Origin of the sequence: Peteryoungia desertarenae (assembly GCF_005860795.2) — a bacterium.
Classification (GTDB): Bacteria; Pseudomonadota; Alphaproteobacteria; order Rhizobiales; family Rhizobiaceae; genus Allorhizobium; species Allorhizobium desertarenae.
Window position 1 is genome coordinate 326,905 of record NZ_CP058350.1, and the last position, 13,646, is coordinate 340,550.

Annotated in this window: 15 protein-coding genes; 8 read left to right on the top strand and 7 right to left on the bottom strand. The window is 58.4% G+C overall.

What is annotated here, in order from left to right:
- The first annotated feature begins 32 nt into the window (after positions 1–32).
- Entirely contained in the window at positions 33–1,529 is a 1,497-nt protein-coding gene (lysS, locus tag FE840_RS01560; RefSeq protein WP_138288425.1) for a lysine--tRNA ligase, read from the top strand.
- Positions 1,530–1,637: 108 nt separating this feature from the next.
- Here the strand turns inward: lysS and FE840_RS01565 are convergent, their stop codons facing one another.
- Entirely contained in the window at positions 1,638–2,900 is a 1,263-nt protein-coding gene (locus tag FE840_RS01565) for a hypothetical protein (protein WP_171033762.1), read from the bottom strand.
- A 326-nt stretch (positions 2,901–3,226) separates the two neighbouring features.
- Between FE840_RS01565 and FE840_RS01570 the strand changes: the two genes are divergently transcribed.
- From FE840_RS01570 to FE840_RS01585, 4 genes are read left to right on the top strand one after another with little or no spacing between them, the layout of a single operon-like run.
- Positions 3,227–4,075, top strand: a complete 849-nt coding sequence (locus FE840_RS01570; protein ID WP_281366676.1) for a metal ABC transporter substrate-binding protein — start codon at positions 3,227–3,229, stop codon at positions 4,073–4,075.
- Positions 4,072–4,959 carry a manganese/iron ABC transporter ATP-binding protein gene (locus tag FE840_RS01575; RefSeq protein ID WP_171033763.1) on the top strand — a complete coding sequence of 296 codons (888 nt, stop codon included), beginning with the start codon at positions 4,072–4,074 and terminating at the stop codon, positions 4,957–4,959. The genes FE840_RS01570 and FE840_RS01575 overlap by 4 nt, the downstream gene beginning before the upstream one ends.
- Positions 4,940–5,845: a metal ABC transporter permease gene (locus tag FE840_RS01580; RefSeq protein ID WP_138288428.1), complete on the top strand. Its 906-nt coding sequence runs from the start codon at positions 4,940–4,942 to the stop codon at positions 5,843–5,845. The genes FE840_RS01575 and FE840_RS01580 overlap by 20 nt, the downstream gene beginning before the upstream one ends.
- Entirely contained in the window at positions 5,842–6,696 is an 855-nt protein-coding gene (locus FE840_RS01585; RefSeq protein WP_138288429.1) for a metal ABC transporter permease, read from the top strand. The genes FE840_RS01580 and FE840_RS01585 overlap by 4 nt, the downstream gene beginning before the upstream one ends.
- A 23-nt stretch (positions 6,697–6,719) precedes the next feature.
- Here FE840_RS01585 and FE840_RS01590 read toward each other — a convergent pair whose 3' ends face one another.
- Positions 6,720–7,616 carry a DMT family transporter gene (locus tag FE840_RS01590; RefSeq protein WP_138288430.1) on the bottom strand — a complete coding sequence of 299 codons (897 nt, stop codon included), beginning with the start codon at positions 7,614–7,616 and terminating at the stop codon, positions 6,720–6,722.
- Positions 7,617–7,848: 232 nt separating this feature from the next.
- Between FE840_RS01590 and FE840_RS01595 the strand changes: the two genes are divergently transcribed.
- A complete protein-coding gene (locus tag FE840_RS01595; RefSeq protein WP_171033764.1) occupies positions 7,849–8,514 on the top strand; it encodes an SH3 domain-containing protein in 666 nt (221 codons plus the stop codon).
- A gap of 41 nt (positions 8,515–8,555) precedes the next feature.
- Here FE840_RS01595 and tal read toward each other — a convergent pair whose 3' ends face one another.
- Entirely contained in the window at positions 8,556–9,512 is a 957-nt protein-coding gene (gene tal, locus FE840_RS01600; RefSeq protein ID WP_138288432.1) for a transaldolase, read from the bottom strand.
- A gap of 173 nt (positions 9,513–9,685) precedes the next feature.
- Here tal and FE840_RS01605 point away from each other — a divergent pair, with 173 nt between their 5' ends.
- Positions 9,686–10,666 carry a sugar-binding transcriptional regulator gene (locus tag FE840_RS01605; protein WP_138288433.1) on the top strand — a complete coding sequence of 327 codons (981 nt, stop codon included), beginning with the start codon at positions 9,686–9,688 and terminating at the stop codon, positions 10,664–10,666.
- Positions 10,667–10,672: 6 nt separating this feature from the next.
- Here the strand turns inward: FE840_RS01605 and FE840_RS01610 are convergent, their stop codons facing one another.
- The 4 genes from FE840_RS01610 to FE840_RS01625 all read right to left on the bottom strand — a co-directional run bounded on the left by FE840_RS01610 (position 10,673) and on the right by FE840_RS01625 (position 12,841).
- Positions 10,673–11,077 (bottom strand): type II toxin-antitoxin system RelE/ParE family toxin, encoded by a 405-nt coding sequence (locus FE840_RS01610; protein WP_246318822.1) that lies wholly within the window; start codon positions 11,075–11,077, stop codon positions 10,673–10,675.
- A complete protein-coding gene (locus tag FE840_RS01615; protein WP_138288434.1) occupies positions 11,034–11,333 on the bottom strand; it encodes a ribbon-helix-helix domain-containing protein in 300 nt (99 codons plus the stop codon). Before FE840_RS01615 ends, FE840_RS01610 begins: the two co-directional genes overlap by 44 nt.
- Positions 11,334–11,380: 47 nt before the next feature.
- The gene (locus tag FE840_RS01620; RefSeq protein ID WP_138288435.1) at positions 11,381–12,277 is read right to left on the bottom strand and encodes a methylated-DNA--[protein]-cysteine S-methyltransferase; all 897 of its coding nucleotides are present in this window, start codon (positions 12,275–12,277) and stop codon (positions 11,381–11,383) included.
- 69 nt (positions 12,278–12,346) lie between these two features.
- Entirely contained in the window at positions 12,347–12,841 is a 495-nt protein-coding gene (locus FE840_RS01625) for a DUF2244 domain-containing protein (protein ID WP_138288436.1), read from the bottom strand.
- A gap of 25 nt (positions 12,842–12,866) precedes the next feature.
- Here FE840_RS01625 and nth point away from each other — a divergent pair, with 25 nt between their 5' ends.
- Entirely contained in the window at positions 12,867–13,646 is a 780-nt protein-coding gene (nth, locus tag FE840_RS01630) for an endonuclease III (protein ID WP_138288437.1), read from the top strand.

Below are 13,646 nucleotides of genomic sequence, written 5' to 3' on the forward strand. Positions count from 1 at the left end.
AAACGAACAAAGCCGCAAAAGGCAAACACACGATGACCGAACAGAAGACAGAAACCGCCCTCTCCTCCGACCCGACGGAAGTCCGCCGCCAGAAGCTTGACCAGCTGCGCAAGACCGTCGGCGACGTTTATCCGGCGCATTTCCACCGCACGATGACCAATGCGGAATTCGCCGAGAAATACGCTGGTCTAGAGCCAGATCAGGAGTCGGAAGACATCGTCACGGTCGCCGGTCGCGTCTATTCCTCGCGCAATTCCGGCATGTTCATGGACATCCATGACGCCTCGGGCAAGATCCAGATCTTCTCCCACAAGGACACGACCCCGGAAGAAGCCCGCGCGCTTCTGCCGATGATCGACCTTGGCGACATCATCGGCGTCAAGGGCCAGGTCCGTCGCACCAAGCGTGGCGAACTGACCATCAACGCCCATGAAATCACCATGCTGACCAAGACGCTTCTCCCGATGCCGGAGAAGTATCACGGTCTCGCCGACATCGAGCTGCGCTACCGCAAGCGCCACCTGGACATCCTGACCAACGAGGATTCCAAGCTCCGCTTCCTGCAGCGCTCGAAGATCATCTCCGGTCTGCGCCGCTTCATGGAAGGCGAAGGCTTCCTTGAGGTCGAGACGCCGATGCTGCAGACGGTCTATGGCGGCGCCACCGCCGACCCGTTCAAAACCTTCCACAACACGCTGAAGATGGACATGTATCTGCGCATCGCGCCGGAACTGTTCCTCAAGCGCACCCTGGTTTCGGGCCTTGCCGACAAGGTGTTCGAGGTCAACCGCAACTTCCGCAACGAAGGTGTGTCGACCCGCCACAATCCCGAATTCACCATGATGGAATGCTACTGGGCCTATGCCGACTACGAGGACGTCATGGGCCTCGTCGAGCGCCTGTTCGAAAGCCTCGCGGTCGCCATCCACGGCTCGACCGACGTCGTCTATGGCGACAAGACGCTGTCCTTCAAGGGTCCGTTCAAGCGGGTACCGATGCCCGAGGCCGTCAAGGAAGCGACCGGCATCGACTTCCTGGCGATGAAGACAGACGAGGAAGCCCGCACCGCCGCCAAGGCCGCCGGCTTCGCCGTCGAGAAGGACTGGACCTGGGGCGAATGCCTCGCCTTCATCTTCGAAGAGAAGGTCGAGAGCACGCTGATCCAGCCGAGCCACGTCACGCATTTCCCCAAGGACATCTCGCCTTTCGCCAAGGAAGTGCCGGGCGAGCCCCGCCTCGTCGAGCGCTTCGAGACCTATTGCAATGCCTGGGAAGTCGGCAACGCCTTTTCCGAACTGAACGACCCGGAAGAGCAGCGCAAGCGCATGGTCGAACAGCTCGAACAGGCCCATTCGCGCGGCGAAAAGGACAAGCAGCTTGACGACGAGTTCCTGGATGCCATCGACCAGGGCATGCCGCCCGCCGGCGGCCTCGGCATCGGAGTCGACCGCCTGATCATGCTCTTGACCAACGCCCCGTCGATCCGCGACGTCATCCTCTTCCCGGCACGGCGCAACAAGGCCGATTGATAACGTCAATCAGAAAGACCCGGCTCGGTTATTTCCAGGCCGGGTCTCTTGATTTCCACGACGCGAGAGGCCAAGGGGAGCGGCCTGCCAAAAGTGATTTCGCGTTCATCACCGCGTCTCTGCCTTTGGCGGCAATTCTACACTATCGTCGGGCGGCGGCATCACACCCACCGGGGCTTGGCGGAACTGGGCAAGCCAGGCAGCACCGGCAGCATCAGCAGCGGTCGCATCCCCTGCAGCTACCGGAGCAGCATCGGTATTCGTTGTGTCAGCCTGTGCCTCGACCGCAGGACTTTCCGCAGTTTCGGTTTCATGTTCGACGGGTTTCACCGCTGCGTCTTCATCATCGCTACCAAGAACTCGCTCCCTCAGCGAGGCAAACCAGCTTTGCTCCTCAGTCTCTGCGGGTTCCGCGGCATTGGAAGCGACATCCGCAACGTCTGGGGTAACCTCGTGTGACGCAGGAGCGGCAGCCGTTTCTGCAGTCTCATGAGGCTCCTCGGCGGGCGCTTCTGATCCGCGAACGGCTTCTACGCTTGCGTGGTCCGGGGCCGCATGCGCCACATCAGCCGAAGCATCCGCGCCCGCTTTGTCTTCATCTTCGCCGCCGAGACCGACAATACCCATGAGAGACGCGACCCAGCCTTTACTCTCGTCCCCGTGGGCAGCATCGGCTACAGGCGTTTCCTCGCCATCGACCTCGCCATCAGCCGGTTGTGCATCCTTCTTCTCTCCATGACTGTCAGAGGCCTCTCCGCTGTGGTCAGCATCCTTTCCGTGGTCATTAGAAGTGCTATGCGAGTCCTCCTTGTGAGGAAGAAGCCCTTCGGGCACAAGGCAGTCGGTTGAATCGTCAAGTTTCGCGACCAAGGCTTCAATATCAGCCTCTATCATTGACATCCGCTCACCGTAGAACTGGCCGTCAGGAGCGGCAGCGCGATCCACATAGCGCACCGTAAAAGGCTGGTCCGCAGCATTGCCCGGTATTCGTTCAGGGTGAGGAACGTAGACGACATCTGCACCGATGGCGCGACCGCGCATCGCGGCGCGTTCCTTGGGACCATTCACATCAAGTACAACAACTTGAACAAGTTGGGCATTTTTCTCGGCCTGCGTGGCCTTGGCAACGCGCAAGGCGGTCTTGACCCGGTCAAGTCCATCCCCAGGTTCGTCCGTCGTAATGAACTTCCGGATCCATAGTTGGTCCTTTCGTCGCGTTTCCACGGATTGCACCAACGTACACTCAAGCCCGTTCAGCGTCCGGTAGGATGGACCCAACAGGTTTTCCGCACCAACAAAGACTGCTGCCGTTCCGGTACCGCCACACAGAACAAGCGTGCCACCGACGATCAACGCCAGTTTACGCGACATGCGGATCTTCAAACCCTTCACGCGTGACGCTCCGTCATGGACCAACCCTCAACTCTTGAACGCAGAACTGTCTCAACCTTACAGCAAGCTTCTTGCAGAACCTTTAACCGCCACAAGGTCACATCAACGAACATAAAAGATAAATTATTTCATAAACTTAACAGGAGATAGGTAGGTGCCTCGGTTCATTTTGGAACGGCTTCTTGCGAATGATTTGCAAAAGCATTTGACAAAGACAAATGCTGCGTTAGTTTTTATTGAGAATTATTCGCAAGAAGAGGAAGACCATGTTGCTCAGATTGCCTGGTTTCGTATTGGCACTCGCCATGCTTCTGCCGCTCTCGGCGCAGGCCGCAGAAAAGCCAAAGGTTGTCACGACCTTCACCGTCATTGCCGATATCGCCCGCAATGTCGCAGGTGACGCGGCAACAGTAGAAAGCATCACCAAGCCCGGAGCAGAGATCCACGGCTACCAGCCGACGCCGCGGGACATCCTGAAGGCACAGGATGCCGATCTCGTTCTCTGGAACGGAATGAACCTGGAATCGTGGTTTGAGAAGTTCCTGGCCAATCTTGGCGATGTTCCGAGTGCCGTTGTCAGCGAAGGAATTGAGCCCATCAGCATTTCCGGTGGTGCTTATGACGGCAAGCCGAACCCGCATGCCTGGATGTCGCCCGACAATGCACTGATCTACGTCGAAAACATCCGTAAGGCTCTCACCCAGATCGACCCGGCCAATGCCGAGACTTACGCCCGCAATGCCGCTGCCTATTCCGAAAGGATCGAAGCGCAGATCGGCCCCATGAAGGCCAAGATCGCCGCCCTGCCGGAGAATGAACGGTGGCTGGTCACCAGCGAAGGCGCATTTTCCTACCTTGCCCGTGATCTGGGGCTGAAGGAGCTCTACCTCTGGCCGATCAACGCCGACAGCCAGGGCACACCCCAGCAGGTGAAGGCACTGATCGATCAGGTGATCGCCAACAAGATTCCGGTTGTCTTTTCAGAGAGTACAGTTTCCGACAAACCGGCAAAGCAGGTTGCAGCAGAAACCGGCGCCCGTTATGGCGGCGTACTCTATGTCGACTCCCTCAGTGAAGCCGACGGACCGGTCCCGACCTATCTCGACCTGTTGAACGTAACGGTGTCGACCGTAACCAGAGGACTCGCCGGATGATCATGGGTTCACGAAACCGTCGAAGCGCCGAGGGGCTAGTTGCACGGGAGGTGACAGTCACCTACCGCAATGGGCACACCGCTCTGCGTGACGCGAGTTTCTCAATCCCCACCGGAACAATAACAGCACTTGTCGGCGTCAATGGCGCCGGCAAGTCCACGCTTTTCAAGGCCATCATGGGCTTCGTCCCTGCGGCGACGGGCGAGATCCGAATACTGGGTATGAGCGTTCGCGAGGCTCTCTCGAAAAACCTGATCGCCTATGTCCCGCAGGCCGAAGAAGTGGATTGGAATTTCCCTGTCCTCGTGGAAGACGTGGTCATGATGGGCCGTTATGGCCATATGAATTTCCTGCGGATACCGACGAGCAACGACCGCCATCTGGTCGATGAAGCTTTGGCCCGCGTCGGCATGACCGACTTCCGCAAACGCCAGATCGGCGAGCTTTCAGGCGGCCAACGCAAGCGGGTCTTCCTGGCCCGTGCACTTGCTCAGGAAGGCCAGGTGATCCTGCTGGATGAGCCCTTTACCGGCGTCGACGTCAACACAGAAGACCAGATCATTACCCTCATGAAGGAACTGCGAGCAGAAGGAAGGGTTATGCTTGTCTCGACCCACAACCTCGGCAGCGTTCCCGATTTTTGTGACAGGACGATCTTTGTAAAGGGTACAGTCATCGCCGCTGGCCGAACAGAGGACACCTTCAATGAGGACAATCTGAAGATGGCATTCGGTGGTGCGCTTCGCCATTTCGTTTTGTCCGGCACGGATCTTCATGAAGATGAAGATGGTCGCGAAGTCACCGTCATCACCGATGACGAAAGACCCTTCGTTATCTATGGAGCACCGAAACCAGGAACAGGCGATGCTCGCGATCCTCATTGAACCCTTCACCTATGACTACATGCGCAACGCCATCCTTGTCAGCGCGCTGGTCGGTGGCGTGTGCGGGTTCCTGTCCGCCTATCTTATGCTCAAGGGCTGGTCGCTGATCGGTGATGCACTCTCCCATGCCATCGTGCCGGGAGTCGCCGGTGCCTATATGCTGGGGCTGCCATTTGCGTTCGGAGCCTTTCTGTCCGGAGGTCTCGCAGCGATGACGATTCTCTTCCTCAACCAGCGGACCAAGCTCAAGGAAGACGCGATCATCGGCCTGATCTTTACCTCCTTCTTCGGTCTGGGCCTCTTCATGGTGTCGATTTCACCAGTCTCCATAGACATCAAGACAATCGTTCTCGGCAACATCCTGGCCATCACGCCTGCAGACACAATTCAGCTCATTCTGATCGGCGGAGTGAGCCTCGCGATCCTTGCGGTCAAGTGGAAGGACCTTATGGTTACCTTCTTTGACGAAAACCACGCCCGATCTATCGGCCTCAACCCGGCGCGCTTGAAGGTGCTTTTCTTCACCCTGCTTGCCGCCTCGACAGTCGCCGCCATGCAGACGGTTGGTGCCTTTCTCGTAATCGCCATGGTGGTCACGCCCGGGGCGACAGCCTACCTGCTGACCGACCGCTTCCAGCGCCTGATCGTTCTCGCTCTCGCCATTGGCGCGGGGACAAGTTTCGTCGGCGCATATGCAAGCTATTTTCTGGATGGTGCAACGGGCGGCATTATTGTGGTCCTTCAGACGCTGATCTTCGTCTTCGCGTTTTTCTTCGCCCCCAAGCATGGCATGCTTGCTGCGAGACGACGCGCATCAAAGGCCGTAAAGGAACAGGCTACAAATGATCGCAACGCCGGAGAACAGCTTGAGGAACGGCTGGCATGAGTGAGATACTGACGGAGCTGACGCTTCCTTTTCAGCTCTCCTTTATGCAGTCAGCTTTCGTGATCACGTTGATGATCGCAATCCCGATGGCTCTGCTCTCGGCGTTCCTCGTGCTGAAAGGCTGGTCGCTGATGGGCGACGCAGTCTCCCATGCGGTACTGCCGGGCGTTGTCATCGCCTACATCATCGGCATTCCGCTAGCGATCGGAGCATTTGTCGCTGGTCTTGCCTGTGCGCTGATGACCGGTTTCATCAAGGAGAACAGCCGGATCAAGGAGGATACCGTACTGGGGATCGTCTTTTCCGGCATGTTCGGGCTGGGGCTCGTTCTCTATGTCCAGGTGGAGGCCGCCGTTCATCTGGATCATATCCTTTTCGGCGACATGCTCGGCATCCAGACATCGGATCTGGTCGAGACCGGTCTTATTGCCCTGTTTGCCACTGGATTTCTGGTCTTGCTCCGCAAAGACCTCCTCGCTCACGCCTTCGACCCGCAACATGCCCAGGCCATTGGTCTGCCGGTCAGGCTATTGCATTATGGCCAGCTCGCAGTTCTGTCCTTGGTAGTTGTCGGGGCGTTGAAAGCTGTCGGCATCATCCTGTCTGTTGCCATGCTGGTTGCACCCGGAGCAATTGCCTTTCTGATTACTCGACGTTTCCAGAGCATGATGCTGGTATCTGTTGCCGTCGCGGTCTTGTCATCCATGACAGGCATCTATCTCAGCTTCTATATCGACAGCGCGCCTGCCCCAACCATCGTCCTGGTCATGACAGCAGTCTTCATTATCGTGTTCCTGCGCAACAGCCTTGTCAGCAGGCGGGTGGAAGCCCGTAAGCAAGCCCAGATCTGAAACAGACCCGCGTGAGCTGCCGGTCAAACGCGTCCCTGTTCGTCCAACCGACGCTGGCGTCGCGACACCACAAACTCCCGCCACACCGTGAACAATCCGGCACCGACAACAATGACGGATCCGACAACCGTATTCCAGCGCAACACTTCGCCGAACACCGTCACTGCAAGGATGGCTCCGAGCACAAGCTGCCAGTAGGAAATTGGCTGAACCAGCACCGCATCCAGGTTTTCATAAGCCTTGATCAGGGAGAAATGGCCTATAATTCCGGTGCAGCAAAGCGCTCCCATCCACAGCCAGGCCTCTGTGGTGAAGGGGACCCAGTAAAAGGGACCGAGGATCGTGGCGCAAACAAAGCCGACAAATGCCAAGTAGAAGAAACTGGTGGCGGGGGTGTCGTCGCGGCTGACAAGCCGCGTGGCGATCCCGTAGATCGCCCCAAGCACCGCACAGATCAATGGCAGGATGACGTAAGGGCTGAACGCATCTCCGGTCGGTGCCAACATGATCAGAACGCCGCAAAGTCCAAACAGAATGGCGGTCCACCGACGCCAGCCGACTTTCTCACCGAGGACAGGCATGGAGAGCAGCGCCACAAATATCGGGGTGGCTGCGAAAATCGCCTGACTCTGCGCAAGTCCGACATGAATGAAGGCCGTAATGGATACGAGGATCTGAACAAAGAGGATCAGGCCCCGCAGGACCTGCAGCCAAGGACGCCTGCTGTCGACCGCAGCCCTCACTCCGCCAGCGCTGCGGCTTGCCAGAAACAGCGCGAAGACCACAAAGGCCCAGTAGCGCACCATCGCGACCTGCACCGGCGAATAGTCATGACCGAGATGCTTCGACAGCCCGTCCTGAATGGCAAAGACGGAGAACGCCAGAAATGTAAAGCTGTAGCCGAGAGGCGTGGATTTCATTGGAGAGTTTTCAACTGGATGGACGATTACGGGCACGGCCACAAATCGATTTGGCGATCCTAACCGCCTGCAGAATTTTTCCTAGTGCTTTCGTCGCCTGTCTCAGCCAATCCCTGGCCGGGCACCGAGGCTTTTAGATGGGCCTTCTTCAAGGCATTTACCTTGAGCGGCCAAAGTGGTGGCCACTTCACGACGTCGCCGTTATGATTATTGGCGAAGCAGGATGCCGCGAATGCAACCAAAACACCTGACCACCCTACTTGCTACCGTCGTTTTAATCTCTGGCATTGGAACACGTTCTGCCGTTGCCCAGGAACCGCTGGTGATTCCAGCCCCCGATGTTCGCAGCCAGCCCTCCGACGACGCCGCGATCTGGCATATTCTCGGCTTGCGCCCTGGAGAACGGCTGAACATCCGCTCGGGTCCCGGCTCAAGTTTTCGGGTGATAGGCGCAGTTCAGGAGGGCGACCCTGTGCGCAATCTGGGCTGCCGCGAGCGCGACGGGCAATATTGGTGTCGGATCGCGACCTATGACAGACCCCGCATCAGCGGTTGGGTCAACGGACGTTACGTCTCAGATGAATTCTATGAGCCGCTACCACCTAGCTCCGAGCAAGATCCGAGTATCTTTGAACAGACCGGCTTCTTCAGTTGCCGTCTTGGTCGCAATCAACGCCTTTTTCGCTGCCCCTTTGGGCTGGAGCGGCGGGGAACGAGCGCGATCATCGAGATAGGACTGCCTGACGGCTTTGTCCGTGTGTTGAGTTATCGCGCCGGTCGATACACAAGCCTGGACGGGGCAACCGTGATATCCACAAAGCGTGACGGGAACGCAATCATCACAGTCGACGGCATTGAAACCTATGTGATTCCCGATCAGGTCATACTCAACTGGTAGGCAACCGCGCTATCCGGCGCGGTTGCAGCACCCGTAATCGGTTATGCAGCCAGCGCCTTGGCGATCTGGCCGCGCAGCGTGCCGAGATCCTTGGCGAAGCCGCGAATGCCTTCGGCGAGCTTTTCGGTCGCCATGGCGTCCTCGTTCATCGCCCAGCGGAAGGCCTTTTCGTCGAGGGAGACCATGGGCTCAGCGGTTGCCTTTTCAGGTGACAATACGCGTGGCAGATCACCTTGTGCGGAATTCAACTCGTCAAGCAATTGTGGGCTGATCGTCAACCGGTCGCAACCTGCCAACGCTTCGATTTCGCCGGCATTGCGAAAGGAGGCGCCCATGACAATCGTCTCGATGCCATTGGCCTTGTAGTAGTTGTAGATTGAACGCACCGAAACGACGCCCGGATCGGTTTCAGCTGTATAGTCCTGACCGGTCGACTTCTTGTACCAGTCGAGGATACGTCCGACGAAGGGCGAGATCAGGAAAACCTTCGCTTCAGCGCAGGCTATTGCCTGGGCCTTGGAGAAGAGCAGCGTCAGATTGCAGTCAATGCCTTCCTTTTGGAGGATTTCGGCGGCACGAATGCCTTCCCAGGTGGACGCGAGCTTGATCAGGATGCGATCCTTCTCGATGCCGCGCGCCTTGTAGTCGGCGATGATCTGATGCGCCTTTTCGATCGAGGCCTTGGTGTCGAAGGAAAGATCGGCATCGACTTCGGTCGAAACGTGGCCCGGAACCAGTGCGGCAAGAGCTGCACCGACGGACACGGCGAGACGATCGGCGATCGCGCCGACAATGGCCTCGTCCTTGCCGCCCTTGGACTTGCCCCAGACGATCGCTTCCTTGAAGGCATCGGCAAAGGCATCGGTGCCGAGCGCCTTCAGGACGATGGAGGGATTGGTGGTGCAATCGACCGGCTTCAGGCGGGCGACGGCCTCGATGTCACCGGTATCGGCGACCACGGTCGTCATGGAACGAAGCTGTTCGAGTTTCGAGGTCATCGCATTTTCCTTTGGCTCAACATGGCATATACGGGCCGGCGAAACCGCCAGCCTTCTCGGGTTCGACTATCGCCACCGCGTGATGGCAAAGTCAAGACATTTGCCCAATCGATTTGACATAAGTTTCATATTTTAGGATACTGACGGCTGAATACGACCATACGAGATACCCCTTGGCGAAGCTCAGACGCGAACACCACATGACCCTGTCGGACGCGGGCGGCCTGCGCATCCGCGCCGCTTGGCTCTATTACAACGAGGGCCTGACGCAGAAGGACGTGGCGGATCGGCTGGGCATCAGCCGCTCAACAGTCATCCGCATGCTGGACGAGGCACGCAAGCGCGCCGAAGTGCAGATCTGGATCAGCGACGGCGTCGCCGACTGCATTGATCTCGCTGTGAGGCTGGAAAAGGCCTACGGCCTTGACGAGGCCGTTGTCGTGCCCTCGCCCGACACGTCGGACGCCGCCTCGATCGCCAAGGCCGTCGGCCTGGCGCTTGGGCAATTCCTCACGGAGGTCATCACCAATGACATGACCATCGGCGTCGGCTGGGGCCGGACCATGACGGCGTCACTCGCCGGTTTCCGCCCGCCGAGCCGCGAGAACTGCAAGGTTGTCTCCCTGCTCGGCGGTATCGTCGCGGTCCGCCAGACGAACCCGATCGACTACACCTGGCGGCTGGCAAGTCAGCTCGGCGCCGAATGCTACATGTTCCTCGCGCCCCTCCTCGTCGATTCCGTCGCGACCAAGCGGGCACTCATTGAAGAATGCGGCCTCAAGGCGATCTATGATCTCGCCGAAAATCTCGACCTCGCCATCGTCTCCTGCGGCGATATCGGACCGCATTCCACCTCGCTTTCGGAAGGCTTCATCAGCCACCAGACGCTGATGGAACTGGTCGATGCGGCTTGCGTCTGCGACACCATGTTCAACTTCCTCGATGCGGACGGCAACTCGGTTGCCCACCCGATCAACGAGCGTGTGATGTCCGTTGACCTGGACACGCTGAACAAGGCGAAACACATCGTGCTGTCTTCGGGTGGGGCGCACCGCGCCAAGGCTATTCGCGCGACAATCCGCAGGATCGGCTGCAACACGCTGATCACGGATGAGGCGGCGGCCCGGGAGTTGTTGGGGCTCGGACGCGCGTAAGTCTGTTCACTCGTCACCATAGAGCGACGGGAGATGCCGCTCGACCTCCATTGCGTCATGCAGAATGCGACCAACGCCAATCAGATCGGGCACGATTTGTCTGTAAAGGATGAAATGCCTTGGACGGCGGACAATTCCGCTTGAGTGTCGAGCACGATCACGGCTGTGCCGGAGATGATAGCTGTAGATGCCTTGTCCAAGTTCAGGCCGCGCCACGACACCAAGTGGAGGACCAGATAGGGCAAGTTCTGAAAGAGCCGTAACGATTAAGAGTTCATATCGACGAAGTGCATCCCGACCGAAGTCCGCATAGGTTTTCGTCAAGATATCAAGGATATCGAAATCAGCCTGTGCCGAAAGCCTGATCTCAGCTATCGTCCCTTGTCCGGGAACCGGCACTGTCAACGGCATGACGACCGATACGCGATATGTGATCGGACAGTCTTTCGATGGGTACGTCCGTGAAGCGCCCCTGCTCCAGATCGGCGAAACCAGTGTTGGCAGCATTTCGCAGGGCATCGAGTTTGGCCGCGTCGCTCGCTACCCTCTCTTCAACAAGCCTGAGCCCGTCCCGCAGCACGTCATCAGGATGATCATAGCGCCCTGATTCGACCAGACTGTCGATCCGGCGGCTGATGTCTTCGGGGAGTTGGACCGAGTTGCGCATGGTTCATCCTCTCACAGAAACGGGATTTCGGAAAGCACCTCGCGCGCTCACGCCTTTCCGGCTTCCCAGCCGAGCATGGCGCGCTTGCGGGTCAAGCCCCAGTGATAGCCAGTGAGCGCGCCGCTCTTGCCGAGCGCCCGGTGACAAGGCACGACAAAGGAAATCGGATTGCGGCCGACGGCCGCGCCCACCGCGCGGCTGGCGGTCGGCTGACCGATCTTGTGCGCAATGTCGGAATAAGTGACGGCTTTGCCGAGCGGGATCGACAAGAGGCTTTCCCAGACCCGTATCTGGAAATCCGACCCGATCAGGACAACACGCAGCGGCTCCTCCGCAGACCAGCGCGCCGGGTCAAATACCCGGACTGCATAGGGTGCCGTCGCCGTCGAGTCCGGTTCGAACCGCGCTCTGGGCCAGCGCTTTGCCATATCCTCAAAACAGGCCTTCTCGCCGCCGAGATCCGCAAAGGCCAATCCTGCAAGTCCGCGTTCCGTGATCATGACAAGGGCGAGACCAAAGGGGGATGCATGATAGCCATAGCGCACGACCAGTCCGGCTCCCTTGGCCTTCCATTCGCCGGGGCTCATCGCCTCATGCGTTACAAACAGGTCATGCAGACGGCCGGGGCCGGAGAGTCCAAGTTCATGAGAGGCTTCGAGCAGCGGCAGGTCTTCGTAACCCAGAAGCCGCTTCGCATGATCAAGCGTGACAGCCTGAAGAAAGGCCTTGGGGGACAGACCAGCCCAACGGCTAAAGGTCTTCTGCAGTTGCGTCGGCGACTGCCCCAGCCGAGCAGCAATTGTCTCAAGGGACGGCTGACGTTGATAATCGAGGGTCAGCATTTCGATCACCTGACAGACTGTCTCGTAATCGGCTGTATGCGGCGTAACATCGCGCGGCTCGGATATGGAGGCCTTGAAGGCAAAGGGGCTGGCAAGTGTCATGACATGATCCTCAACTATTGCCGTTTGACCACGCATCAAGGGCGCTCGCCACCCGTTTCTTGCCAGGAATCAGATCCTGAGCCTTGCGGTTACCAAGGCACTCTTGAAGGCCTTGGCAAAGCTTTCGCGATCGTCCGGGTTAAGGAACGAGCCGACATCCGTCCGCCGTCCCTCACCCGCGACCATCATCGAGGTGATACCGATTTCATCGTGACGCTGAACAAGAAACTTGGCCCAGAAGGGATTGAAACGATGCTCGACCATGCGGCCGGATGGCGCAAACTTGCGGATCGAAAGATCGGTCCGCGACACTGTCACTTCCTCCCGCGCGCGCCCGGAGCGATAGCTTAGCCAGAAAGCGCCATAGAGCAGAAGAAAATCGATGCCGAAGAAGAAGACTATCGGCCAGGCACCTGTCATTGCGAAAAAGACCGCATGCAGGAAACAGACGCTACCGGTGAGCAGAAACAGCACGCGATAGCCCTTCTGGCCGAGTGAGCGGTAGGGTGTCAGTTCGGCTGCAAAAATCGGTGTTTCCATACGATGCTCAAGATTGCCTTCCATGACCCAGCCCGACTATAGATTTGCAATGACCTCAGCGAAGCCCAAATCCAGCACCCAAACTTTGAAAAAGTCAAATCTGGGGAGCCGTAAACGACCAGCGGCACGCCGTCGCACAGCCTATACGAAGGCAGAGCTTGAAGAGATCTTCCGCCGCTTCTCGATCCAGCGTCCGGAACCGAAAGGTGAGCTCGAGCATGTAAACGCCTTCACGCTTGTCGTGGCCGTTGCCCTGTCGGCCCAGGCGACCGATGCCGGCGTGAACAAGGCGACGCGCGCCCTCTTCAAGGTGGCCGATACGCCGGAAAAGATGTTGGCGCTCGGCGAGGAAAAGGTCCGCGACTACATCAAGACGATCGGGCTCTACCGCAACAAGGCGAAGAACGTTATCGCGCTCAGCCAGAAGCTGGTCGACGACTTTGGCGGCGAAGTGCCTCGCACCCGAGAGGAACTCGTTACCCTGCCCGGCGTCGGTCGCAAGACCGCCAATGTGGTGATGTCCATGGCCTTCGGCATTCCGACCATGGCCGTCGACACCCATATCCTGCGCATCGGCAACCGCATCAAGCTCGCGCCCGGCAAGACACCGGATGAGATCGAGGACATCCTGATGCGGATAATTCCGGAGCAGTATCTCTTCCACGCCCATCACTGGCTGATCCTGCACGGACGCTACTGTTGCAAGGCCCGCAAGCCGGAATGCGAGCGCTGTGTCATTGCCGATATCTGTAAGTCACCGGAAAGGACCTGCGACGTTCCAGCACCCCTCGTTGAACTGCCTCAACAAGTCATCGGTGCGACCGAGTGA

Bases quoted from the DNA above. Each gene is read 5' to 3' on its own strand.
- FE840_RS01615 (WP_138288434.1), bottom strand. From the start codon at position 11,333: ATGCGCAACTCGGTCCAACTCCCCGAAGACATCAGCCGCCGGATCGAC.
- lysS (WP_138288425.1), top strand. From the start codon at position 33: ATGACCGAACAGAAGACAGAAACCGCCCTCTCCTCCGACCCGACGGAA.
- nth (WP_138288437.1), top strand. From the start codon at position 12,867: ATGACCTCAGCGAAGCCCAAATCCAGCACCCAAACTTTGAAAAAGTCA.
- FE840_RS01580 (WP_138288428.1), top strand. From the start codon at position 4,940: ATGCTCGCGATCCTCATTGAACCCTTCACCTATGACTACATGCGCAAC.
- FE840_RS01570 (WP_281366676.1), top strand. From the start codon at position 3,227: ATGCTTCTGCCGCTCTCGGCGCAGGCCGCAGAAAAGCCAAAGGTTGTC.
- FE840_RS01590 (WP_138288430.1), bottom strand. From the start codon at position 7,616: ATGAAATCCACGCCTCTCGGCTACAGCTTTACATTTCTGGCGTTCTCC.
- FE840_RS01595 (WP_171033764.1), top strand. From the start codon at position 7,849: ATGCAACCAAAACACCTGACCACCCTACTTGCTACCGTCGTTTTAATC.
- tal (WP_138288432.1), bottom strand. From the start codon at position 9,512: ATGACCTCGAAACTCGAACAGCTTCGTTCCATGACGACCGTGGTCGCC.
- FE840_RS01620 (WP_138288435.1), bottom strand. From the start codon at position 12,277: ATGACACTTGCCAGCCCCTTTGCCTTCAAGGCCTCCATATCCGAGCCG.
- FE840_RS01585 (WP_138288429.1), top strand. From the start codon at position 5,842: ATGAGTGAGATACTGACGGAGCTGACGCTTCCTTTTCAGCTCTCCTTT.
- FE840_RS01625 (WP_138288436.1), bottom strand. From the start codon at position 12,841: ATGGAAGGCAATCTTGAGCATCGTATGGAAACACCGATTTTTGCAGCC.
- FE840_RS01610 (WP_246318822.1), bottom strand. From the start codon at position 11,077: ATGCCGTTGACAGTGCCGGTTCCCGGACAAGGGACGATAGCTGAGATC.
- FE840_RS01575 (WP_171033763.1), top strand. From the start codon at position 4,072: ATGATCATGGGTTCACGAAACCGTCGAAGCGCCGAGGGGCTAGTTGCA.
- FE840_RS01565 (WP_171033762.1), bottom strand. From the start codon at position 2,900: ATGTCGCGTAAACTGGCGTTGATCGTCGGTGGCACGCTTGTTCTGTGT.